The sequence below is a fragment of the Liquorilactobacillus mali KCTC 3596 = DSM 20444 genome (assembly GCF_000260415.1).
Taxonomy (GTDB): Bacteria; Bacillota; Bacilli; order Lactobacillales; family Lactobacillaceae; genus Liquorilactobacillus; species Liquorilactobacillus mali.
Map to the genome: position 1 here is coordinate 1 of NZ_BACP01000062.1, position 23,021 is coordinate 23,021.

At 35.7% G+C, this 23,021-nt stretch carries 16 protein-coding genes; all 16 read right to left on the minus strand.

Annotation, left to right across the window (positions count from 1 at the left end; genetic code table 11):
• A partial coding sequence (locus tag GSM_RS14270) for a hypothetical protein (RefSeq protein ID WP_040538323.1) occupies positions 1-5,613 on the minus strand: 5,613 nt, incomplete at its 3' end.
• 247 nt (positions 5,614-5,860) lie between these two features.
• Positions 5,861-7,651 (minus strand): phage tail tape measure protein, encoded by a 1,791-nt coding sequence (locus tag GSM_RS10990; protein WP_029327437.1) that lies wholly within the window; start codon positions 7,649-7,651, stop codon positions 5,861-5,863.
• Complete coding sequence (locus GSM_RS10995; RefSeq protein WP_003691041.1) at positions 7,605-8,729, minus strand: tyrosine-type recombinase/integrase; 1,125 nt, start codon at positions 8,727-8,729, stop codon at positions 7,605-7,607. The genes GSM_RS10990 and GSM_RS10995 overlap by 47 nt, the downstream gene beginning before the upstream one ends.
• A 13-nt stretch (positions 8,730-8,742) precedes the next feature.
• Positions 8,743-9,234, minus strand: coding sequence for a hypothetical protein (locus tag GSM_RS11000; protein ID WP_003691043.1), 492 nt, complete (start codon positions 9,232-9,234; stop codon positions 8,743-8,745).
• A gap of 104 nt (positions 9,235-9,338) precedes the next feature.
• Positions 9,339-10,046, minus strand: a complete 708-nt coding sequence (locus GSM_RS11005) for a hypothetical protein (RefSeq protein WP_003691045.1) — start codon at positions 10,044-10,046, stop codon at positions 9,339-9,341.
• 84 nt (positions 10,047-10,130) lie between these two features.
• Entirely contained in the window at positions 10,131-10,487 is a 357-nt protein-coding gene (locus GSM_RS11010) for a hypothetical protein (protein ID WP_003691046.1), read from the minus strand.
• An 82-nt stretch (positions 10,488-10,569) separates the two neighbouring features.
• Positions 10,570-10,797: a hypothetical protein gene (locus tag GSM_RS11015; RefSeq protein WP_003691047.1), complete on the minus strand. Its 228-nt coding sequence runs from the start codon at positions 10,795-10,797 to the stop codon at positions 10,570-10,572.
• Positions 10,798-10,810: 13 nt separating this feature from the next.
• Positions 10,811-11,035 carry a hypothetical protein gene (locus GSM_RS11020; protein ID WP_003691049.1) on the minus strand — a complete coding sequence of 75 codons (225 nt, stop codon included), beginning with the start codon at positions 11,033-11,035 and terminating at the stop codon, positions 10,811-10,813.
• Positions 11,036-11,067: 32 nt separating this feature from the next.
• Positions 11,068-17,388 (minus strand): hypothetical protein, encoded by a 6,321-nt coding sequence (locus tag GSM_RS11025; protein ID WP_003691050.1) that lies wholly within the window; start codon positions 17,386-17,388, stop codon positions 11,068-11,070.
• 83 nt (positions 17,389-17,471) lie between these two features.
• Positions 17,472-18,575 carry a fibronectin type III domain-containing protein gene (locus GSM_RS11030; protein WP_003691052.1) on the minus strand — a complete coding sequence of 368 codons (1,104 nt, stop codon included), beginning with the start codon at positions 18,573-18,575 and terminating at the stop codon, positions 17,472-17,474.
• An 11-nt stretch (positions 18,576-18,586) separates the two neighbouring features.
• Positions 18,587-19,369, minus strand: coding sequence for a hypothetical protein (locus GSM_RS11035; RefSeq protein ID WP_003691054.1), 783 nt, complete (start codon positions 19,367-19,369; stop codon positions 18,587-18,589).
• A gap of 10 nt (positions 19,370-19,379) precedes the next feature.
• Entirely contained in the window at positions 19,380-19,838 is a 459-nt protein-coding gene (locus GSM_RS11040; protein WP_003691055.1) for a YomW family phage-derived protein, read from the minus strand.
• A gap of 98 nt (positions 19,839-19,936) precedes the next feature.
• Positions 19,937-20,959 (minus strand): hypothetical protein, encoded by a 1,023-nt coding sequence (locus GSM_RS11045; RefSeq protein WP_010078207.1) that lies wholly within the window; start codon positions 20,957-20,959, stop codon positions 19,937-19,939.
• The gene (locus GSM_RS11050) at positions 20,959-21,390 is read right to left on the minus strand and encodes a hypothetical protein (protein WP_010078208.1); all 432 of its coding nucleotides are present in this window, start codon (positions 21,388-21,390) and stop codon (positions 20,959-20,961) included. The genes GSM_RS11045 and GSM_RS11050 overlap by 1 nt, the downstream gene beginning before the upstream one ends.
• Before the next feature lie 15 nt (positions 21,391-21,405).
• Positions 21,406-21,975, minus strand: a complete 570-nt coding sequence (locus GSM_RS11055; RefSeq protein ID WP_010078209.1) for a hypothetical protein — start codon at positions 21,973-21,975, stop codon at positions 21,406-21,408.
• Between the two features lie 48 nt (positions 21,976-22,023).
• On the minus strand, positions 22,024-23,004 hold the full coding sequence (locus GSM_RS11060; RefSeq protein ID WP_235720379.1) for a YonB family capsid-like protein: 981 nt from the start codon (positions 23,002-23,004) through the stop codon (positions 22,024-22,026).
• Between the last annotated feature and the right edge of the window lie 17 nt (positions 23,005-23,021).

Sequence of the window (23,021 nt, forward strand, 5' to 3'; positions counted from 1 at the left end):
TTTAAGTCTCAACGATTCAAGTTCTAATTCCTTAGAAACACCACTATAATAGATACTATTATCGAGAGTATATTGTTCTGCCGATTGACCATTGTATACACTCTTTTCAAGTTCCTTAGTGATACCACTTAGAGAATTAGTTAATTGAGTCTTATTCAAATCAGCTAACGAAGATACAGTAGTTTGCAACCCTGTTAATAATGAATCAATTTCAGTTTGAAGAGTGTTATACTCATAACTTCCATTGGTATAACTAGATTGCTCTTTTTTCAAAGCACTCAATTGGTTCAAGTAGTTCGTGTACTGATCAAACGTTGAAGAATATTGCTGTGCCATTAAAGCACCCTGAGCATTAGTATCAAGACCCAAGGTCTTTGCAAGATTTACCATATTAGTGATTGTGTCTGTGACCGTTTGATATTTAGTTATTTGTGCTTGCAACAATGTGTTCTCATAATCAAATCTCTCTTTAATAGCAGATTTTATATTAGTTTGAGCATCAATAATTGCAGATTCATAACTTGAAATATCTGTCTTAATCGTACTAATCTGATCGCTTGTCAAACCTGTAAGTTTGAGTTTCTCTTTCAGAGCAGCGATTGATTGTTCGTCAGACGTAATCATCTCTTGGTAAATATCTTCTTGCAACTCTAACTGTTGTACGATAAATTTCTGTGTGGCAGCATCTTTATCACTTTGACTAGATGAGGAACTAATTGCACTAGCATATTGAGATTTCAGAAGATTTAACTTATCGGCAAATTTCTGAGAAATAGTGGCAAACTGTTTCTCTAAAGCAGCGTTCGTATTCGTAGCAGTGCTAGTTAAATCTAGTGAAGCAGAAACATTACTACTTAACGATATTTGTCCCACGCTACCATTGCTATAAGCACTCGCTAAACTGATTAACTGTGAGTATTTATTCTGTTCAATCTGTAACTGAGCATTTGCAACACTTTGAGTACGGTCAACGTTCTTCTTAGCAAAACCATCTAATGCCTGATCCAATTGACTTTCAAGTTGTAATCTCTGTTGTAATTCTGAACTCAATCCAGTCGTCTGATCAAAGCTAACAACATCTAATGAGCTACTACCTAAGTCATCGAATGATTGACCACTCAACAGTCCATCTTGAAGATTAGTTACATTGTTTTTCAGTTCAGTAATGTTTGTATTCAACGAGGTTGTGAAATTCGTCAAATCATTAGCTATCTGGTTTATCTGAATATCATTGAGTGTCTTTCTCAAAGTTATAATTGCATCTGCATCACTTAACAATGCAGTTTTAATATTTTCAAGACTGCTTTGAACACTTGAAGCATTATCTTTCGATATGAATGACATGGTACTCAACTTGTTAAATTGAGTAATCAATTGCTTCATACTTGAAACTTGATCACTTATAGATTCCGAAGACAACTTAGCCTTCATATTGTAATCAGTATCTCCAAACTCTTCTAATGCTCTTGAAAAAATACTTGCATTATTACTCAACAAGGTTGTTAAGTTAGTTGCGGCAGTCGTCAAAGTTGCAACATTGTTTGTTTCCTTTGTAGTGTTATAATCTATGATATTTTGTTGTTGTTGCCACTTATCAAGATTTAAACTACTTATTGTGTTAGACACATCAACAATGTTTTCATAAACTGTCTTATAAGAATCTAGAAGTGTACTTACCTTATCGGCGGTATCACCCTTAAAGCTCTGAGAGTGATCCAAATTCGTTATCTGGTTACCACTTGACTTGAACCCATACCCTTTTAACTGAGACAATAATGAGTTCATTTGACTTTGATATGAACTTTTGAGACTGTTTTGATAATTAATCTGTTGATTATCAAGATTAATCCTTTGCTTAGCTAGGCTTATTAACTTATCTATATCATCTGCGGCTTGCGTAACAGCATTTTCTAACTTAGTAACTTGTGAGCTTAAACCGTCACCTGTATATAACTGTTTGCCCCAATAGCGCCATACATCTTCACTAACAGTAGAATCACTCGTTGTACTGTCACTGTAATCTTTTGACGCTATATTCTTAGCAGCAGTTGCAGTAATCGCATTGTTGTCACTACCTATCGCTGCTGAAAGCGACTTAGTAGGACTAGCAGAGGTTACATCAGAAGAAGCAATCGCAACAGAGTTTGATTTAGCGTCTTTTTTAGTTGTCTTCTCTGTTTTATTAACAGCGATTGTTACACTTTTAGATGTTGGCAAATTAGCGATTTTTTTGCTTAAACTATCAACATCTTTTCCACCTGTAACATTAGCTTTAACTTTAGATGTCTTGCTATGGACATTTGCTATTGAGTTTATTAACTTGTCAACATCTTTTTTTCCAAAAGTTGTGTTCTTTGTCTTCGTACTCTTACTATGAGTTTTGTCAACAGAATTGTTTAACTTATCAACATCTTTTTTCCCAGTTACCTTTGTTGTTACCTTTGATGTCTTACCCTTAATCTTATTAATCGCAGAACCAAGAGATTTAACATCTTTTGCGCCATACGGAACACCTTTGACTTTAACATTCTTACCTTTAACCTTGCCTATGCCCTTAGCTAGACTCTCAATATCCTTTGTCCCGCCAACTTTTGCAGCAGCCTTAACAGTTTTCCCTTTTAACTTATTAAGGTTCTTTTGTGCTTTTGTTATTGCAGAATCTAATTCTTTGTGATTACCTTTAAGGTTCGTCGTTTTGTCTTTGATTTTACTTAATTTCTTCTGAGCAGAGTCAATCTTGTCCAAAGCATCTTTTGCGTCACCTTTAACTTTAATAGGTTTTTTGGAAACACTATCTGCTGTTTTATTCACGCTATCTACGCCTTTGGTATAATTCTGAACATCAGCTTTAATCTTAGCAGTAGCAGTTCTACCATCTATCTTCTTCAGATAGGCGTTGACCACATCAGCAGATAAACCAAAATAATGATTGTCAGCTAAGAATTTAGCGGTAGCTTTCTTCCCATCTGCCTCAGCCATATTCTTGATAATTCCTTTAAAGCCACTCTTAAAACCAGTTGTTTGTGCTAAGAACTTGCAAGCAATAACAGGAGGAACGGCTTTAATATTGCTGGTTAAATCTGTAATCAATGCTTTCGCATCTACAGTACCATTAACATCGTATTTAGTTCCTTTTATTTCAGGGATCTGGTTCAATGCTTTAATAATTGAAGGAATCTCAACATGACCCGCATTATCATAGGTTAAACCATACTTAGTACCTTTTTTCTCTGGAATCTCGTTCAATTTAGCTATAACATCCGTATCAACTAAACCTGTCGTCTTGTCAACAAAGCTGTATTCTGTCATTGTTGTCTTAGGTACTTTGTCTATTTGCGTTTGAATCTTAGCATAAGCATTACCCCAATTTTTACCATATTGTGAAGCAAACTCAACAGATAGGTTCAACATAGATTTTCCAAGAGTACCTTGTTTAGACATCAACTTGATATAGCTTGCTCCACCTTGCTCATAAGCAGCAATGGTTTTCTTAATAGCATCTTGTGATTTACCACTAGCAGCTAAAATAGTAGTCATTCTATTTTCTTGTGTTGTCTTTTCGGTATCATACGCTTTGTTATACCCATCAACGACTTCTTGTGCAGCCTTTTTCTCTGTGGAACTCCACTTGCTAACATTGTTCGACTTAGTCCCCAATGAAGAGTTTTGCTTAGATAAATACTCAATTTCTTTTTGGTTCAGCTCTCCACCAGTAGCCAATTTCTTATTAATCGAATCAATCATATTCTTTTGATTTGACAGTTTTTCAAGACTAGAACCTTGCGCAACATTTGCTTTATTAAGAGTAGAATTATTCATCATCTTAATATCATCTGAAGAAAAAACGTTGTTGTTTAAGGCATTACCAAATTCTTTTATATGCTTACGAATAGCACTTGTCTGCTTATCCCATTGATTTTCAACCGCTTGACCAGCCTTAGAACTCCATACCTTGGCATTATTACTACCTTCGGTATATGACTGATTTAATTCTTTAAGCTGTTGTTTATACTCCTTAATTTTCTTCTGTCCAGCATTCCAGCTAGTTGTACCTTCACTGATAGCTCTATTTTGTGAATCAATAGCAGTTTTGAGTTCATTAACTTGCTTAGCATAGCCCTTATCGGTTGACTTAACTGCTTCAAAAGCTGTCGAACCACCCAATGTACTTGTTTCTTTAACTTCTTTGTCAATCTTTTTATTACCTTTATAAACGTTCTTTTGAGCTATTTCTGTCAACTCAGCATTCAATGAATCTAACTGTTCTTTGATAGAGTCATAGTTGTTAATCGTAATCCTAAGTTTAAGATTGTTCTTCTTAGCTAAATCATTATAACTATTTTTCAAAGTGTTGAAATCATCATCTGATAATTGCTTCTTGCTATTATTTGTACCTTTAGCAAAACTTGAAGATAAATCACTGTAAGACTTAGTATTACTAATAGCACCACCATTAAAGATAGAGTTTGAGTTAATACTCTTTTCAGTATCTTCAAATGATTTCTTAGTCTCTTTCAGACTACTGTTAAGGTTATCTACGGCATCTTTTGTTAAATTTGCACCCTTTATATTTATTTCCCATGGTTTTATTCCCAAAGCATCCATTATCTGGAATGCTGCAAAAACAGTACCAACAATGGGGATTAATTTCAAAAGTCCGCCACCAAGTAATTTAGCTACATTGAGCAAACCACTAAATTTACCAGTAACCTTTGCTACTGTTCCACTACCACTTGCGAGACTTGAAAAGAAACCAGCATTCTCTGCTGCTGCGCCAACTTTTTCAACCTTACTTACTCCCTTTACCGTGTTGGCAGTTTTTGACACTCCGCCACCTAGATCGGCTACACTTGCCAATTCTTTATTAGCAGCCAAATCAGCGTACGCTTTAGACTCTGCAGTAACTGCTAACGCTTCTTCTGCTGCTTTACTCTTGCCGAGTGACATTAAACTATAGAACGACTTCATCGCTTTTCCATATTGAACCAACTTGTTGACAGCCCATATGTCTAACAGAATTTTACCCAACGCTTCAAGCTTATCCGAGTTCTCTGCTGCATATTTGCCAAGTTCATAAAGCTCTTTTGCCATTTTCCCGAATCCTTCAGCATCTTTTTCGATACCAGAAACGAAACTCTTACTGTTAAATAGTTTTGACAAATCATTAGCAGCATCAGTGAAACTAGGTAATAACTTAGAACCAAACATGATCTTTAAGTTGTTCCATGCTTCCTTAAATCTAGCCATTGATTGTTGAGCAGTCTGATTATTACTATCAGCTAATTTTTGAATATAATTTCCTTTATCTCCAACTTTCTGAACACTCTTAGCCAAATCTTGGAATTGCTTATTGTATTGAGATAAAATAATACCAGCCTGTTGTCCAGTCGTCCCGAACAAAGCATTAAAGACATTACTTTTTTGTGCTTTACCCATGTTTTTAGTTTTTTGATTAATAACATCCATCATTGTTCCCAACGATTTGAAGTTGCCCTTTGCATCAACGAGATCCGATTTTTTTATCCCGAGTGGTGTTAATACATCACCTTTAGTACCAATTTTGGCAATATCTTTACCTAATGAAACGATTACTTTACGCAGACCTGTACCCATTATGTTATCACGCAAGCTCTTTATCTTGCGTTTCTACATGTTTCCATGCAGATCAGACTATATCTCAACCTTCAACATTACTTGTTAAGGTTCTCCCTCTTCGTGGATATTTCGTCCGTTCTGGACTACTTTATCTAGTCGTTGCACACTTTCATATATTCCTATATGACTTGGCTCAGTCTTACCATGTTTTTATAATTTAGGCTTGTACTGAATTAAAGGAGTTCTTTTTCAAAAACATTTCTGTTTAAGCGGCCAGTTTTACCAAAGCCTTATCTGCTTCAAGTCCGTGATTGGCAAGTTCACCCAATGCTGCTGACGATTCTGCTAAACTAATTCCAGAGTTATGTGCTGTATCACCAACGTACTCCATACCTTTACCAATACCAGCAAATGCAGTCGCAGACATATCGGCAGCATAAGCAAGTTCATTAACAACTTTTTTAGTATTCTTTGTCATTTTGGCAGTATTATTTGTTCTTAGATTAAAGGCATCAAGTGTTTGAGATGAAACCTTAACAACATCAGCAAAATCATCTCCAGATGCTACAGAGCCTTGTAATTCTGATTTCATAGCTCCCAATGCAGATGCGGAAGAATAACCACGCTTAACTAATTCTTGATATTGTAATGCGATATCAGCTTGAGATTTACCATATTTAACCGAATACGCTTGTCCATCTTTCTGCATTTGTGCAACGTTCTTAGTAACTTCTGAAACCTTCTCGCCACCACTTTTTAACAAATTTCCTGTAACTTTATAGGTATTTTGTAAACTCGATGCCTTTTTTGCGCCATCAACCAATACAGATCCTAGTCCCCCAACTGCCAATGCAGCGGTTGTTGCACCATTAACAAGAGAACCCGTGTCTAATTTAAGAGGAGTAGCCAAAGATTTTGTTAGACTTGGAGCGGCTGCTTTAGCTTGTGCTTTTGCATACATGAGTTTTAACTTATTCTCACTTTGTAGAACGGCTAACTCTTGTTTCTGAGTTGAACTTAGAAGTTTTTCAGCACCAGTAGACTCTGTTATTAATCTTTTCTTCGACTCTAATAATGACAATTGACGTTGAATTATTATGCTTTCTTCACGATTAGCTGTTAAAGCTCTAGTCTGCAAACTATTTTTTGCATTCTCAACACTAGATAACTTCTTGAATGCACTAGCAGATTCTTTAGCTTTTAGTTGAGTTTCAGCTAAGGCTATGTTCATCTTCTTAACACTGTCAACACCACTCTTCATACCACTAAATGCGCTATTGTTTCCACCATTTAATTTACTGAAAGTACGTTGATATGTTGTTTGTAATTCTTTCAATTTAACATTTAAGTCTTGAATACGACCAGACCAAGCAGCAATCTTACCTTGGTCATTAGAACCAGCAACCTTTGTTTCCAATGAGCCGATTTCTTTCATAGTCTGTTTCAACTCGTTCAAAGCCTTTTTCTGATCAAGAATTAACTTTGTGTCAGACCCGTCTGCTGTACTCTTCGTTACTCGACTAGTGAAACTATTGATATCTTCGGACTTTGTAACACTATTACTTGTACCGTTCGCAGTTTGTCTTGAAGCAGTTACTAACTTATTGAGACTACCTTGCAGAGCTTGTTCTTCTCTAAGAGTATTCTCTTTAATTCTTTCTCCGACCTTTTTACCAGTCTGTTCAATCTCCTCAGATTGCTTCTTAAAGTTTTCAGCAACGTTAGAGGTGGCGTTATTCTTAACGTCTTTCATATTGACCTTTAAGTCAATATTCTTCTCCATTTCCTCACGTAAATGTCTAAACTCTTTGGTTACCTGTAAAAGTTCCTTAGAAACGGAGGAAGTATCTAATTTAGGTTTAATGGTTACATTAGTTCCATCAAGGATATCCTTGATTTGTTTCCCCATTTTTCTAAGACTATTCTTATCTGCCTCAACGTTAATCTTAGCAGTGAAATCTGCCTTAAAGTTTTTCCATTTTTCTCTAAACTCACTTTCTAGTTGTGATTTAGAAGGTAGATTTACCTTTACCTTGATACCAAGTGTTTGACTCATTCTTTTCACCACCTAAGTTATTCTTGTCTTTGGGATTACTATTTCCATTCATCAATCTACTTATGTCTTTAAGTGTTTCCGACTCACTTTTCTCTTCCATATAGAATCTAGAAGTTGTATCTAACGATTCGTGATGAGCTAATTCCTTAGCAAGTTGAACGTTACCCGTTTGTCCTATCTGATTTAATCTACTCTTACGAATACAATGTGGTCTGAAATCACCAACACCAACAATTTCCCCAATCTTTCTAATGCGATTAGTAAGTGATTGTTTGCTCATTCTTCCCCATGCACCGTTTTTCCAAACATAGAACAATGCGTCACAGTCAATACCCTGTTCTTTACGCCAATCTAGATATTCTTGCACTTTCACCTTTGTTGAACCTTCAAAGGGAATATCAACAATCTTTCCACGTTTTTCCCTAACGTCTTTAAAAATCATTTCATCCATATTTAGATTTGATAAGCTCAACTGATGTAATGCACCTATTCGACATGCACTATCAAAAGCAATGTTCCAAATAATTTCGTCTTGGTAATCATATTTACTTAATGACGTCTTGGGTTTGCTTAATTCTTTCTTTATCAAATCAATCTCTGGCTGATGTAGGAAATAAACTGCAATTTTCTTCTCTTCCTGAGCATTTTTTATTCTGTCCAACTTGCCACTAAAAGGATGTGATTGTATCAATCTACGTTTCGTAGCCCAAACATAGAAACTTGACACAGCACTAAGTTTTGTATTTATAACTTTCTTTCCATTCCCACATTCATCTTCAAGAAACAACATGTATGCTTCCATAATGTCCAACATATCTTCTTCAAGAATGTCTTCATTAAGTAGATAGAAATTATCCCAATTCTCTTCGATATAACACATGAAAATATTCATATATGATTGATATACCTTATACGTAGTTTCACGAACATCTCGATTTTGAGCTTTCTTACTGTTTAAATATTTGTTATATATTTTTATGTTATCTGGATTTATCTTCTCCATACGTTCTTTTGTCGTATACTTTTTGATCTTACGTTTACCTGTTGTTTGATACTTTAATCCTTCTTTGTGTTCCATCAATTACACCTCTCTATTCAATTACTGTTTCAAAACCTCTACTTCTTAAACCTTCAGCAAGAACTAAGATTAATTTAGGAATCATTTGACCAAAGCCCTGTTCCATAAAATGTCTTGCTGGCTGTGCGTAGATAGAAGAATGTCCACCTTGATCTAAAACGATAGGCAATCCTTGTCTAAAATCATTCCCATGAACATCTACGTGATGACCCCATTGGTGAGGTAAAGGAGGGTACATACCCAACTCATGAGTATCTATATAGACGAGAAAACTAACACTTCTACCAGTAGAGGTCATTCTGGTTTTCACTGTATCTGCCATCTCTCCACTTCGGACGTAGTATTCAGATACAGCACCCGCTGGAAAGTCTCGTGTCAAGATCTCTTTCAAAATCTCTTCTGCTGCACGTCTCACTAATGTTGAAACAACTTCTTCAACACCTTTTTCAATGTGACTAATTACAGCCGAAATTCCATCAAAGGTTATTTTTCCTTCGAGTGCCATAAAATTCCCCCAATCAAAATAAACGCAAAGTAGGATAGAAATATTTTGAATTTCCATCCTAACCTTGCGTTTAATATTTATTATTTCACCTGTTTTTGTTGCTTTTAATCTAAGTCATCACCATAAGCGTTTAAGACTTTTTCTTGATAAATCTGAGCGGGAGTTAAGTGAGTTGCCTCACTCACATTCTCGTTCTTGACCCTAATGTCAACTTGTGGAGCATCTTCGTTAGCCTTGGCTTTTTTCTTCATTTCTTCTTGGAGAGTCTTTGAAACTTTTCCTTTTTGAATGTCGTTCACCCTATCGGCTTCGTCAAATACCTCTTTCAATAATTCTTTACCTTTTTCTGTTTCACTTGCTTGATTCACGAAAGTACCAACCGCAGAATGATTTAGCTTCATAGATTCCAAACTCACATCATGTTCCAGCAGTTCATTTGCGTATGATAAAAGTACAATTTTATAAACACTCGTAATAATGTGTACTAATACTTGATTAACTTCCATCATAGCTGTACTTGGATTATCAAGTACGTCCTGAATTTCCTCTTCCGTCATGTCACCCACTTTGATGTCTGTCAGAAGCGGAATAACGTCTTTTAGAATAGTGGCATCTGAAATCTTCAATGTTGACTTATCTTTTTCTTTCTCATCTTTCACATTCAAACTGATAATAAATTCATGTAACCCCATTATCACTTCAACATCTGACTTTCTAGGTTCATAAATGGTGATATCACCATATTTTGACTTAATAACCGTGTTAATTTCACGTTCAACTGGGTCTGTTCTTAAATTTTTAAGTTCAACCAACTACGCTCACCCTCTCCTGTAATTTATATAACATATTATAACATAATGTCAATATGTTTACTATCAAAACCAAAATAATGACAGTTATTTTTCTCGGATAGGGAGTTTACTTGCATTTAGGTATAACCATTCACCTGTCGAATTTCCGCCTATCCCACTATACCCACCGTATAGATAATCTAGATCATCTTTTTCACCAGTAGTGATATATCCACGTTCAATATAATGTGTACAATTGTCATATATTTTGTTGTGCAATAACGCCTTTACTGCTTCCGTCAAAAGTCTATCTGTATTCTGTAGGTTTTCCAACTTCTCCTTGTCCATTTCCCTCTTATGCTTGAACCACTTCCAACAAAAAGCAAGAGAGGTGACAACAATTGGAGCTGATAAGATTTGTGATGTTAAGTCGATACCTTCTTTTAAGTTACTTAACCACATATACTTCACCAGAAATTAACATGTTTTTATTTTTCATAATAATACCTCTTCTCGCCAACCACCCAACCCTAGATTCTTGATGTTATTCTGTTGCTGCGATATATGATTTTAACTTATTCATTGCAATGACAGTTACGTCATTCATGATAGTATCTTTCAATTCTTTACCTTCTGACAAATCTTTCTTGAAGACCTTAGCAGAATAAGTTAATGATTCTCCATCGCTATTACTTGCTGAAAAGCCTATCTTAAAATCATTGATTTCGCCTTGAACTATTTCTGCCTCATAACTATCTATTATAAAATTCATTTATTTATCACTCCTATTTTACAGCCACTATTTCTACCAGTTTATTTTTTGCTATATTTTCGAGATCACTTTGACTTGTCTGTTCAAAAACCTTGCCATCAGTCAAGTCTGATAATTCAATTTTAATGGTAACATTTACAAAATTACCATTGCTATCAGAACCATATAAACCCACAGAACAAGAATTTGCAACGCTATCTTTTATAACATAAGATATACTATTTACTTTAATTTCCACGTAAAACACTTCCTTCTCTTTTTTGTACAAAACTATTCATTTAATTGAGCTTCCAACTTTTCAATACGATCTTGTTGCGACTGCATTTTTTTGTACATCTCTTGAATCATAACAGTGAGATAAGATAACTGTGTACCATCATCACGTCCTTTTTTATCTGAAGCAAGAAATTCATCTGGCTCAGTGTACTGAGACACTTCATTCACGTCATCAATAATGTATGAAGCATATCTTTTATTGATCCCTTGTTTTACATCATCTTTAAATGAATATTTATATATATCAGTAGAATTGATTGCATCTATTGCGTCTTGTGCATCCAATTTAACAATATTGGTCTTAGCACTCAGTAATGAGGTCTGTGTAACTGATTTAACATGTAAGACTGCATTACCACCAGAACCACCATTACCATCAATGTAAAAGTCGCCACCACTAGTTGCTCTCAAGTTGTTGTTATTATTTAGAATAACTCCTCCACCTTGGAACATAGTATTGACTGTAAACTTATTGCTGTCCGCATATATCATACGTGTCCCGCCAGATTTAGAATCCCAATAGAATATTGAACCTCTAAGACCAATATTACCCTGTCCTGAACTACTTCCCACAACCGCATCATGAGCGCCTGTACTTGACATTATCAGATCAGCTGTACCGTTTATTCCCGAATCAACATAGAGTGGAGGAGTGATACTTACAGTATTTGCTCCGTATGCTCCTCCAACACCAGTAGCCCAATAAGCAATCGCTGGCTGAAAATCGGCACTTGCCATTGTTTTAGCACTATCAGTCGGGACAAATTGACCTATTCCAATGTAGTCACCGCCATAAGGATCTCCCCATACTGTTTGTTGAGCTAATCCCATAACTAAACCTGAACCACCCGTACCTTTCATGGTAGCAGTTTTATAATCCCATCCAAATCCTTTGATATATCCCTGAATTTCAGATTGATAATCACTGGCATTATTGGTTGAACCTACTTTGACAGGAACAGTAAATGACATTCCATTAACATCTACATCTGTACCCCAAACTAACCTAGTATCAGTTGTACTTAAATTACCTATATGCAACTTACTATTTGCTTGAATTACATTTGTTGATATTACACCATTCTTAATGTAAGTATCAGTCCCACTGCCATTAGTATTATGAAAACCATTTTGGTCTATCCATGTTTGATTTCCAGAAGCATTGACATATATACTACCGTTTGTAAAGTCGAGATTCATATTCTTGGCAACGGCTGTACCAGTTATTACATTGGCATTTATGGTAGGTATAACTACTGGATTGCTACTATCAATTTTGACATGATCACCACGTAATAAAATAGTCTTGTTACTATTATTTACTCCATGAGCGTCAAGTGTAATACCATTGCTATCCATAGAAAACATATTGGTGTAATCAGTATCATTAGGGGCTAAACTCCAATCAGTCGCAACTGAACCCTTTTCTAATTTGACGTTAGAAAATGTGATTGTCCCCACAAAGTTATCTAATCTAAATCCAATCATAGTAGCTATATTAGCAGTAGTAGTTCCTACACTAAATGTCTTAGAAAAATGTCCTGAAGTGTTAGAGCTTGAAACCGTACCACTTAAACCCATTCCCCATGGAACATTATTCCATTGAATGCTATAAGTTCCAGATGGTGAGCTACCTGAAACCGACCAATCAAAACTGACTGTAAATTGTGTTCCATAGACAGTAGCAAGTTTAGAAACGTTATATCCATTAGCTAATAAATAATTGGCCATCGTTTGATTAGCTGTATTTGTACCAGTCAGACTTGCAGATTTACTTGTACCCAATAACAAATTAGTACCAACCGCACTATTATCTAATTGAGTTTGTATTGCACTCGTTTTAACGTTAAATGTTCCAGCAGTAGCACTAATTTGGGTATCTGCATACGTCTTTGCACTAGCTATGGCATTACTTTGTGCATTGTTTGCTTTAGTTGTGGCATCTGAACTGGCAGTAGAAACGGCATTACTTTGTGCGTTGTTTGCTTTTGTCGTAGCGTCACTTGCAGCAGTAGAAACAGCAGCATTCTTAGCATTCGTTGCTGAAGTATCTGCATAGGTCTTTAACGTTGTGGTTGTACTTGACAAATTAGCACTAAACGTTCCAGCAGTCGCAGTAATCTGTGTATCAGCATAAGTCTTTGATTGAGTAATTGCATTACTTTGCGCAGCATTAGCCTTAGTTGTGGCATCGGCTTGTATATCTCCAATAGATGGACTCCAATCAGTTACCGTGTTTCCCATTTCCAATTTAGGATGGTAGAAAGCAATATAAGTACCTGAATTAACCAAATCAAAAGTTTTTAAATATAAATCGAACACTCTTAATCCTACATTGTCATAAGCCCAAGTTTTTGTGCTAGTTATACGGTATAGATTATCACCAACTTTGACTAGGGTTACGGGTTGTAAATCATGTCCTTTACTTGAAAACCATGTAATAAAGTTACCTGTGTAACTTGAAATAGTACAATCTGTAGCAATATAGATAGATTGAGTATATGTTGCACCCTTTATAGGTACGATACCTGTATTATTATTCCACGGTGAACCAGCTTGTGGTAGAATTTCATTACCATTAGCAGTGGGTCTACTACTTGAAAGGTTGACATACGCTTCCGTACCATTCCAAGTAGTATTCGGAATACCATATCCCATAATAAATGGCTGACCTGTTCCATCAATTAAATTAGTTCCACCAATTTGCTGATTATCTAAGTTGCTCTGAACGGCATTAGCTTTGGTAGTTGCGTCACTTGCTGCCGTTGCAATTGCTGCTGCCGTTGCATTGTTAGCTGAATTATCAGCATAAGTTTTCAAGGTTGTAGTTGTGCTTGTTAAATTAGCCGATAATGTGCTTGCCGTAGCAGTTATCTGATTATTAACATAATTAGTTGTAGCATTATCTTCTGGGTTAGTTGAATAATCCGTGGCTACTAAGCCTTTCTCAAGTTTCCATTTCTTAACCCATATATCTACAGTATCTCCTGCAACAACATTGAAGTATAATACTGAAGCCGCTCCAGTGCCAGAAGAAATATTACCTGTCGTTATCCATCTTTGATATGAAGTTGATAATGTCAATCCATTTGAAACATAGCCTGTATTTCCTTCTACTGTAAAAGCATTAACAGTTGTATTTGCAAATGTTCCCTTTACAGAAACGGATAAAGCATACTGAGCTGGATAATTTTTGGATAATTGATTATTATAAAATCCTCGAACTGAATTTTGAGTAACAGTTCCAGATAAATGCCATGCTGTATCGCCATCAGAGTCCGTCTCAATCTTAGTAGTCAATCCAGCCGTTCCACCAGAACCACTAAAACTTGTAGTTCCATACCATGGACTAAACATGCTTGTTCCATATAGTAGGTTAGTACCAACCGCACTATTATTCACTTGATTTTGTATTGCGCTAATATTCGTTGCATAACCATCACTAGTTGCCTGTAATGTGTTTATTTTTCCATTTGCACTAGCAATACTCGAATCCCAACCTGTTGCCCTAGCTTTCAATTGGGTGATATCTCCATTTGATGTAGCTAAGTCTGCTGCTATTTGATCAGCCTTTTGAGATACATTGGTTACAGATGTGACTGTTGCATTCTCACTAGGACAAGTAGAATAATCTGTAGCAACTGAACCTAATTCTAATTTAAAATTCCGAATTTTAAATACTCCAGTTGTACCTCCAGATATTGATAATCCAAAATCAAGACCTCCTGACACATCAGATGGAGTTTTCCCAGTAACTACTAATTTTTGCCATACTGAAACTTTACTTGTATCTAAGAGTGCTACATAATTTCCTGTAGCAGCTGAATTTGAACCATAAGATCTAAAGTGTATATCATTATCAGTTCCAGACCCTGACACATTAACAATGTATATTTCAGCGGATAAAGTATAGTATTGTGATGGCAAAAACCCCGATTGTATGGTGTGCATGTAGCCTTGGCGTGCTGAACTTGTGGTTGATTTAGTAAATGTTACAAAATTTATAGCATCGAGACTAGCAGTAGCTGGAGACTGGGCATACCAATTTTTTTCTAATGTGCTTCCGCTTATTAGGTTAGTACCTACTGCACTATTATTAACTTGATCTTGTAACGTACTCATCTTACTTACGGTACTATTTAAACCATCTGCATTAGCTGTAACCTTTTGTTCTGCACTAGTTACTCTACCAGTTAAATTATCAAAATCTGTCTTAGCCGTCTTCTCTGCAACCTCATCGTTAAGTACAGATATTTGTGCAGTTTGATTTGTAACTGTTTGACTAAGTGTATCAACAGATGTCTTATCAGCTTTGAGTTGTAAGCCTTCTGTGTTAGCCGTGATTTGATTTTGTTGTTTTACTGTTACATCAACGTTATCTTGTGCATTTGTAGTATAAGCACCGTTATTAATAGTCGATTTGACAGCTAAAAAGTTAGAAAATTGTAAATGACCATTTCTCTTTAATTCTGCTCTAATCGCAAACTTAGAAGCATCAGAATGAGAAATTTGATATTTATATTTCAATCTTTTTGGATTGCTACCAATGACTTCACAATCAGATATTTGTAACTCTTTATAATCGATCCTACTATTAGAAGTGTTGAATACTTCAAGTATCAAAACATTATTGTTGTCAAGAGTGACATCTGTTAGCTGGTTCATATCAAAAGCTACTACAATTACATCGTTGTCCTTGGCTTCAAAATAGTTAGATTCAATAGATATTGGAGAGTCTGCGCTTAATCCACTCTGCTTAAAATCGACCCAATTCTTGTTATTTGAATCTGAAACAACATTAGCTTTTGCGCTTACACTTTGCCATCTATTTAAACCTGATGTGAAACCACTATTTAAAATTTCGTTGTTGTTTGAATCACTGATATTGTCAATTTGTTGATTAATCTCTTCCGAAAATGTAGCTTGTAATTCTCCAGCTTTACTATCAATTTTTGTGTTCACATCTTGAACACTACCATTTAATGAAGTGATATCATTCTGAGCAATAACTATCTTATCGCCAAGTTGTGATATAGAAGCACTTTGTTCTTCTTGTTCGTCTCCTAGTTGTGTTTGTTTTAATGTCACACTGGAGATTTGATCACTGGTAATTTTTTGCTGTGCTTCTGAATGTTCAATTCTCTCAAAGTTATCAGCACTATTCATTTCCCAATATGTTACTTCACTACCTGTTTCAAGTTTTGCCTCATTGATTAAGAGTGCGTTTCCACTACTTACTGAACCAGTCAGTCCAAAAGCTATATTGATCGTGTCGCTTGAAGCAACAAAGGTTACTGAATATGTTTGAGGGTCAGTTGTTACATTCTGATCGTTATTTTTTGTCTTTAATATTCCAGCAGTTTTCTCTTGAACGTTTATCGTATCGCCAGACTTAATCGTCTTAGCAACCACCGATAAAGTGTACGTGTTGCCACTTGTTAGCCCGCTCACGCTCATAGAGATTGTCTCTGTACTCTTCGTTAATGAAGCCCAATAACATGCGTTATACAGACTGTCTGTCACACTCACGTAGGCTGGATTACTAATTACCCAATTGTACCAATCTCTTGTACCCAGCAATAAGTTTGCTTTCTTAACTTGAAAATCGTTCATCTTGTTTGTGAGCTTATCTTCTGACACTTTGCCTGAAATCTCATCAGCTTGTTGTGATAAATCACTTTGAACCTTTGTTATATTTTGGTTAGCTAAAGTGAGATCTTCTTTTGTGGCTTTACTATCTAAGCCCTCGGCATTGATTAATATGTCAGCCGTATTCTTTTCAATCTGTTCTTGTGCAGCATCAAGATTAGCTTTTTCTGCTTTAGTTTCGATTTGACCCTTAACAGTATCTAATGTTTGAGATATGTCATTCTGTCCAATTTTGACATTGGCTAAATCAGATTTGACATCATCCAAATTTGTCTTTGTGTTACCTAAATCTGTACTAAGTGATTGAGCTTTATCGTTTAATGTTTGAATATTGTCATTATGATCCTTCAATTCTTTTTGAGCATCTGCAATATCTCCACTTAAACTCGTTTGAGCATCAGTAATCCGTGTATTTAACTGACTCTTTGCCTCAGCTAAATCGGCTTCTGTCTGAGCTTTCAAGTTATTAGTAGCAGTTTCAATCTTGTCATCAACCTCTGAACTTGTTACACCGTCTTTGATTGCTACACCATTTTGAACTATGTCATTGATAGCCGAAACTATATCTGTTTTGACGGTAGTATTTAGGTTATCAAGATTCCCTATGTCTTTAACAGTAGGATATAAATATTCTCCATTAACTAAACTTTTAATAATTCTTGCCATTAACTTTTAACCACCGCCATCTTTTTAAATTTTTTATATGTATAAAAAGGGATATATTATCCCTTTAAATGTCAAGATTACTATTACTCAATAATCTTGTATGTTGCCAAATCGTTCTTATCGTTAGGGAACAAGTCAAAGACGATTGACAATGAAGTTGGTTCTTTTGCACTCTGTGTCAGAGTAAAGTTTGATTGTGGACGTGCATTGAAGTAATGTAACTGAATGAACGAGTCCTTACCACTTTGCTGATCACGAATGTAAGCATCACCGTAAATCTCGAATGCTGGAGCAAATGTGTCAGCACCAACAGTAACAGTTGTTACACCAGTTACAGATGCAACGTAGTAAACTACATAATCTGCACCAACGATAGCTTCGTCAGAAAGTTGAATTGCTCCACCTTCACCAACAGTAAAGCTCAAACCTGATTCACCAGCAGCGTTTGCAGCAGCAGTTGCGATTGCGACAGCTTCATCGGTTGCCTTTACAACAGCCCCAGCAGTTGAAGTACCAGCAGCAGCAGTAGTAATTACAACCTCTGCGGAAACAGGTGATTGACCATTCCCATTGATAGCCGTTACAGTATACTTGTACTGTGTTTCTGCAACCAAGTCGCTATCACTGAATGAAGTAGTAGTTGGTTGACCGATTTGTACGCCATCACGATATACAACATACGAGTTAGCTCCGTTAGGAGCTGACCATGTGATATCTGCTGAAGTATCTTTGGCAGTAACAGCTACGTCAGTAACCATTACTGGCACTGAACCAGCATCACCAGTAATCTTCTGTGGAATCTCCGAACCATCATGTTCAACTCCATCTTCTTTTAACTTGAATACTGATACTGAATCTGACTTAGGAACAGATTCTAGCTTGAATGCCTTGCTTGAATCCAAGGTAAATGTCTCACGTCGGAAGATATCTGCTGAACCTTGATCTAATCCACTACCAACTGTCATAGCCAATAGTTTCAAGTCAAACAATTCAGATTCAAGAGTCAACTTACCAGCACGGTTTGTATCCCATGCAATAGCATTTGCACCTTTCTTTGTTGCATATACACGATCTGAACTCCACTCACTTGTAGTAGCGTTAGCATAATCGATGTACATTGCAACTTTCTTACTAGCCTTTTCCAATAATGTAATATTGGAGGCATCTTTCATACCAAAAATTGCCATTTATAATCACCTCATATATTTTTTTGTAGCGATATCTTTTCTCGCCAATTCTTTAATTCCATGTCTGATGTATCAAACTTATAGGCTGTGTAGATTTGTAGGTTCTGTTCATAGTATTCTTTTTCCATGTACAGTTTTATTAAATTGTTGAATTGATAGTAGTTCATTTCCCCTATCTCTTTGAATGAGATATACGAGGTAGACGAGCCTTGTAAAATAAGGATTTTATCGCCCAATTCAACCTTTTGTTCTTTGCTTAACTTTCTTACTCGTCCTTTATACACATTTTTCCAAATTCTCAATTGCGCCTTAGACATATTCTTAGGAGCAATCAAGTCTTCATTGGGTTTTGCCATTGTGATAGCCTTGACACATTCACTAAAATCTAAAAACTCTTGTTTATCAATTACCCAATTTAATTTCTTACATATTGCTTTTTTGTTACTTAAAAACTGAAAATCATCTTCGTTTAATTTAGTCCAATAAGCAAAGCCTTTAGCAAACAGTTGGTGTAGTGTCGAGTCTGATTGTGAAATCATGTTTCCGATTTCTTTATTACCCTCTTTATCAAAGGACATATCCCATAATGTTGGGAATGCTTCTTCCATTTGATCCACTATCTCTGCCATGCCTGAGTAAAGCTCTCTTATCGTTATGGAGAATGGTTTTATATAAAGAGAAAGCTCTGTTTCTCCCATCGTTACAATCTCATCAATTGTCGGAGCATATATATTAACTTTGTCATTGAATGGTATAATTCCTTTTAATAATAGGCTTGTGTAGTTTATATTCATGTCAATATTCCTACTTGTAATCTATAACTCTGAACATTATAGTATATCCGCCAAACCTATTATCTTGTTGCCAATTCTCGACTAAGTTACCTTCTTGAATCTTACCCATTCCATAGAAATTATTATCTTGGAACAAGTCATAAACTCTTTGCAAGAGTAAATCTTGTCTATATCCTTCGTCCATTTCCATGATATTTCTATCGACTAATATGTTGAAATACAGATAACCCATTACATATCTTTCAGAGAATTGTCTCCACGATTCTTGTGGGACAAAACCACTTATACCCATTGTTATATAACTGCTTTGACTCTCAACAGTTTTAGGTACATAAGTAGTTCCGTGAATCTTATCCTTGACGAGAGCTAATTTTTCATCTTCTGTCAAAGCCTCACGAGATAAAGCATCCGAAGTAGGGTATTTCAACATTTTAGCTATATCGTCATCATGACAAATTGTATCTATCATGTTTTGCTTCCATGTTGTAATCTGCATTACAGAACTATTGGGAGAGTGTAATTTTCTTCTAGTTATTTTTATCAGATAAATACGCCACCCTTCTTAATTTAAAATTTAGCTATTATCTTTACAGATAAACTTTGATACTGATCATTAACTTTAGCAAGAATGTTCATCATGTTTCCTATATAGCGTGAGTCGTCTATAACACTAAACTGGAACATATCTTCATCACGTTCTAGTATATTTATAGGCAAGGTTTGAACGCTCTCTACGTCCCATTCTGACACTTTGAGAGGGGTCTTACTTCCGTCTTCATTCACTTGAACTACCGAGTAACTGTAAGACCTTCCTAATCTAGCCTTTTGCTCACCAACTATATTAATAGTAGGAATTGCAATATTACTACTATCAGAAGGGTTCTCTTCTTTTTCACCATTGAAACCCCAATAGTTTGCTATTCCTAGCTCAATATTGTCTAATTCTGGGTTTAATGTATCTTCATCTAATAGCAAGTTGATAAGTCCAATTCTTGAAATAGAATCGGCAAACTCAACCTTGTAAACTTTGCTACTTATGAAAAATCTGTCTCCTATAGTTATCTGACTTGTCTCGGAGTTATTTTTAACATATAGCATCATTTTACCATTGATTAAAGATAGGTTGTTACCCGTAAAGGAAACACCTAATGTATACAATGTCTGGTTTTGGACGTAAGCGCCCCAACCGTTACCATTGTTTGAAACTTTTTTAGTCTCTTTGTCTACTATCCATTTAATCGAGTGATTTACGTGTTTAATCTTTAATTGCTGATGTGTAGGAATTGTCTTAAATTCACCAGTGAAGATCAGCCATTGTTCACTACGCCAGTTTACATAAGAACCGACTCCACAATTAACACTATTGGGTAAGATAATATATTTATCATCAGATAAATCTTTATTATTACTTTGTGATTGATCCTGAAATATAGCTTGTGTCGGAATATTATCTATAATGCAATCTTCTTTATCTAGTGCATTAGCAAAGTATTTATTAAACTCTCTCGTCTTATCGTGCATGTTTCTATCATATCGAGTAGCGCCGACTCTCTTCATATGATTTCTAAAACTATCTGAAAAACTACTCATTATGCCATATCTCCATAAAGGTCTGATTGTGCATATTCATAATCATTTAGACCTTCTTGAATTTCGGTTCTTAATTGGCGCTCCATTTTACTCAATTTATCTAAATATTGATAACCTTGAACGGCTTGATAATCTCTATCACCGATAGCCTTTCTCGTCATTTCTTCCGAGTTTTTAGTTCTCATTACCCATTCAAGTTTCATTGCTTTTGCCAAATAGGCAATTTCAAATCTACTAAGTGTGACATTGAACTGTTTAGCTTCTTCATCAGTATCATACACATCTTTATGATAGTTGATAAACATGACACGACCAGCATCGAGATATCCATAAAGCACTTCCTCTAATTCGTCATCATCAATAGCACTGAAATCGTAACTATCAATGGTATTTAAGAAAACCTTATAAACCTCTGAATATTTAGTTGCCATATTTATTTATTCCCCCTAACCCTCCTGAGAGGCTTTCACGTCATTCCAAAAGAGGTCTTCCTTATCATCAATAATTCTACTAATTAAGTCCATTTTTTCTCCGTCTAAAGAGCGATCCTTACGATAGATGTCAACTGAATTTTCGATAATAGGATTCTTGATTGAGCTTTTAAGAGCTTTCTTGTAATCTTCTATATCAGATTCTTTGATAAAATACTCAAAATCACTTGATGCAACCGTTGTACTGTTATCAACTGAATCTAAATCTACATCTTCGATATATTCAAAATAGTCTTCGTAGGTTTTTTCAATATGCAATGCTGTAGCAACGTCCATGATACTTACGTTTTCGTCCAATACGTCTGATATGATTAATCTCATGTCTGTGAAGTAAGGGCGTAATTGTGACAACATTGTTCTTAATTCCCCAAAGGTAACTGTCTCTTCATCTCCACGTTCCTCAAACTTTATAAAAGTTGTCTTATGAACGTCTTCCCAGAAGAAGCTACCTCCAAGATTGCTTTGGATAAAAATTTCTGTTTCTTTATCGATACTAATTCTTTTCTTCCTTTTTCTTTCTGACATTACTTACACTCTCCCTTTCTCTATTTAACTAGACACTCTAGTTATTTATTATTTCGTCATTTTGATCATGCCGTAAACTTTCATTTGCAATACTGAAACACCGAGTTTCTTTTCTGTCAAGAAACCATATTGCATATCGTTACGGTCTGTGTTGTCAACTTCTTTAATGACAGATGCGCCTTCCATAACAACACCAACAATTTTTTCATTTTGTGGTAAGATCAGAAGACTGTTGTCGTCTAAGGCAAATTCATCTTTGTTTACCTTGAATGCCTGTGGAATTTCAAATAATGGAAGACCACTGACTGTTCCAAGGTAGCCAAGTTCATTTATCTTATCTTTCAATGCGTCTGACAAATCAACTGCTTTAGCAACTCTAGCAAGAGCTAATTTCGTACCATAGATTTGTACTGGTGTACCAGACTTAACCTGAATACGTTGTGCTAAACTAACCAATGAATCAAGATCAATTGTACCCTCGAATCTATCTGCTGCATTTAACATGCTGTATGAATCTTGCAAAGCTGTTCCGATAGATGTTTCGATATGTGATGCAAAGCCTTTAGCAACATTGTCAACCAACTTATTCCAGTCAATTTCACCGTTCATGAATTGTTCAAATTCAGCATATACTGCTGCGCCATACCAATCTGTCTCAACCGTGTATTTCTTGCCTGTGATAGTCTGTCTACGAAGATCTTGTGAACCAGAAGCCACACGTCCTACACGTACAATACGTGGATCTTGAACAGTAAATACTGGCTTAGTACCAAGTGCTACGTTACGAACATCTGCCAAGCTATCAAATTGATTTGTTAAAATCTCTGGAACAATTGCATCAATTGAAACTGAAACAATTTCAAAGATATCCCATTTGTTCTTTTGGAAGTTGTTGTAACTCCATTCCCCGCCAACCTTATCCATGATAAGATTTCTTAAAGCATCGTTTCCGCTCACACCTTCAAATTCAAGGTTTTTGTTGTTATATAAATCACGAGCTAAATTCGTTAATCCTTTAATGTCCATCATATTACCTCTTTCCTGTT

What these genes read in the sequence shown, in the direction of transcription:
- GSM_RS10995 (WP_003691041.1), bottom strand. Translation starts at nt 8,729, where the DNA reads ATGGAACACAAAGAAGGATTAAAGTATCAAACAACAGGTAAACGTAAG.
- GSM_RS11025 (WP_003691050.1), bottom strand. Translation starts at nt 17,388, where the DNA reads ATGGCAAGAATTATTAAAAGTTTAGTTAATGGAGAATATTTATATCCT.
- GSM_RS10990 (WP_029327437.1), bottom strand. Translation starts at nt 7,651, where the DNA reads ATGAGTCAAACACTTGGTATCAAGGTAAAGGTAAATCTACCTTCTAAA.
- GSM_RS11055 (WP_010078209.1), bottom strand. Translation starts at nt 21,975, where the DNA reads ATGTCAGAAAGAAAAAGGAAGAAAAGAATTAGTATCGATAAAGAAACA.
- GSM_RS11050 (WP_010078208.1), bottom strand. Translation starts at nt 21,390, where the DNA reads ATGGCAACTAAATATTCAGAGGTTTATAAGGTTTTCTTAAATACCATT.
- GSM_RS11045 (WP_010078207.1), bottom strand. Translation starts at nt 20,959, where the DNA reads ATGAGTAGTTTTTCAGATAGTTTTAGAAATCATATGAAGAGAGTCGGC.
- GSM_RS11060 (WP_235720379.1), bottom strand. Translation starts at nt 23,004, where the DNA reads ATGATGGACATTAAAGGATTAACGAATTTAGCTCGTGATTTATATAAC.
- GSM_RS11010 (WP_003691046.1), bottom strand. Translation starts at nt 10,487, where the DNA reads ATGTGGTTAAGTAACTTAAAAGAAGGTATCGACTTAACATCACAAATC.
- GSM_RS11015 (WP_003691047.1), bottom strand. Translation starts at nt 10,797, where the DNA reads ATGAATTTTATAATAGATAGTTATGAGGCAGAAATAGTTCAAGGCGAA.
- GSM_RS11035 (WP_003691054.1), bottom strand. Translation starts at nt 19,369, where the DNA reads ATGAATATAAACTACACAAGCCTATTATTAAAAGGAATTATACCATTC.
- GSM_RS11030 (WP_003691052.1), bottom strand. Translation starts at nt 18,575, where the DNA reads ATGGCAATTTTTGGTATGAAAGATGCCTCCAATATTACATTATTGGAA.
- GSM_RS11000 (WP_003691043.1), bottom strand. Translation starts at nt 9,234, where the DNA reads ATGGCACTCGAAGGAAAAATAACCTTTGATGGAATTTCGGCTGTAATT.
- GSM_RS11040 (WP_003691055.1), bottom strand. Translation starts at nt 19,838, where the DNA reads ATGATAGATACAATTTGTCATGATGACGATATAGCTAAAATGTTGAAA.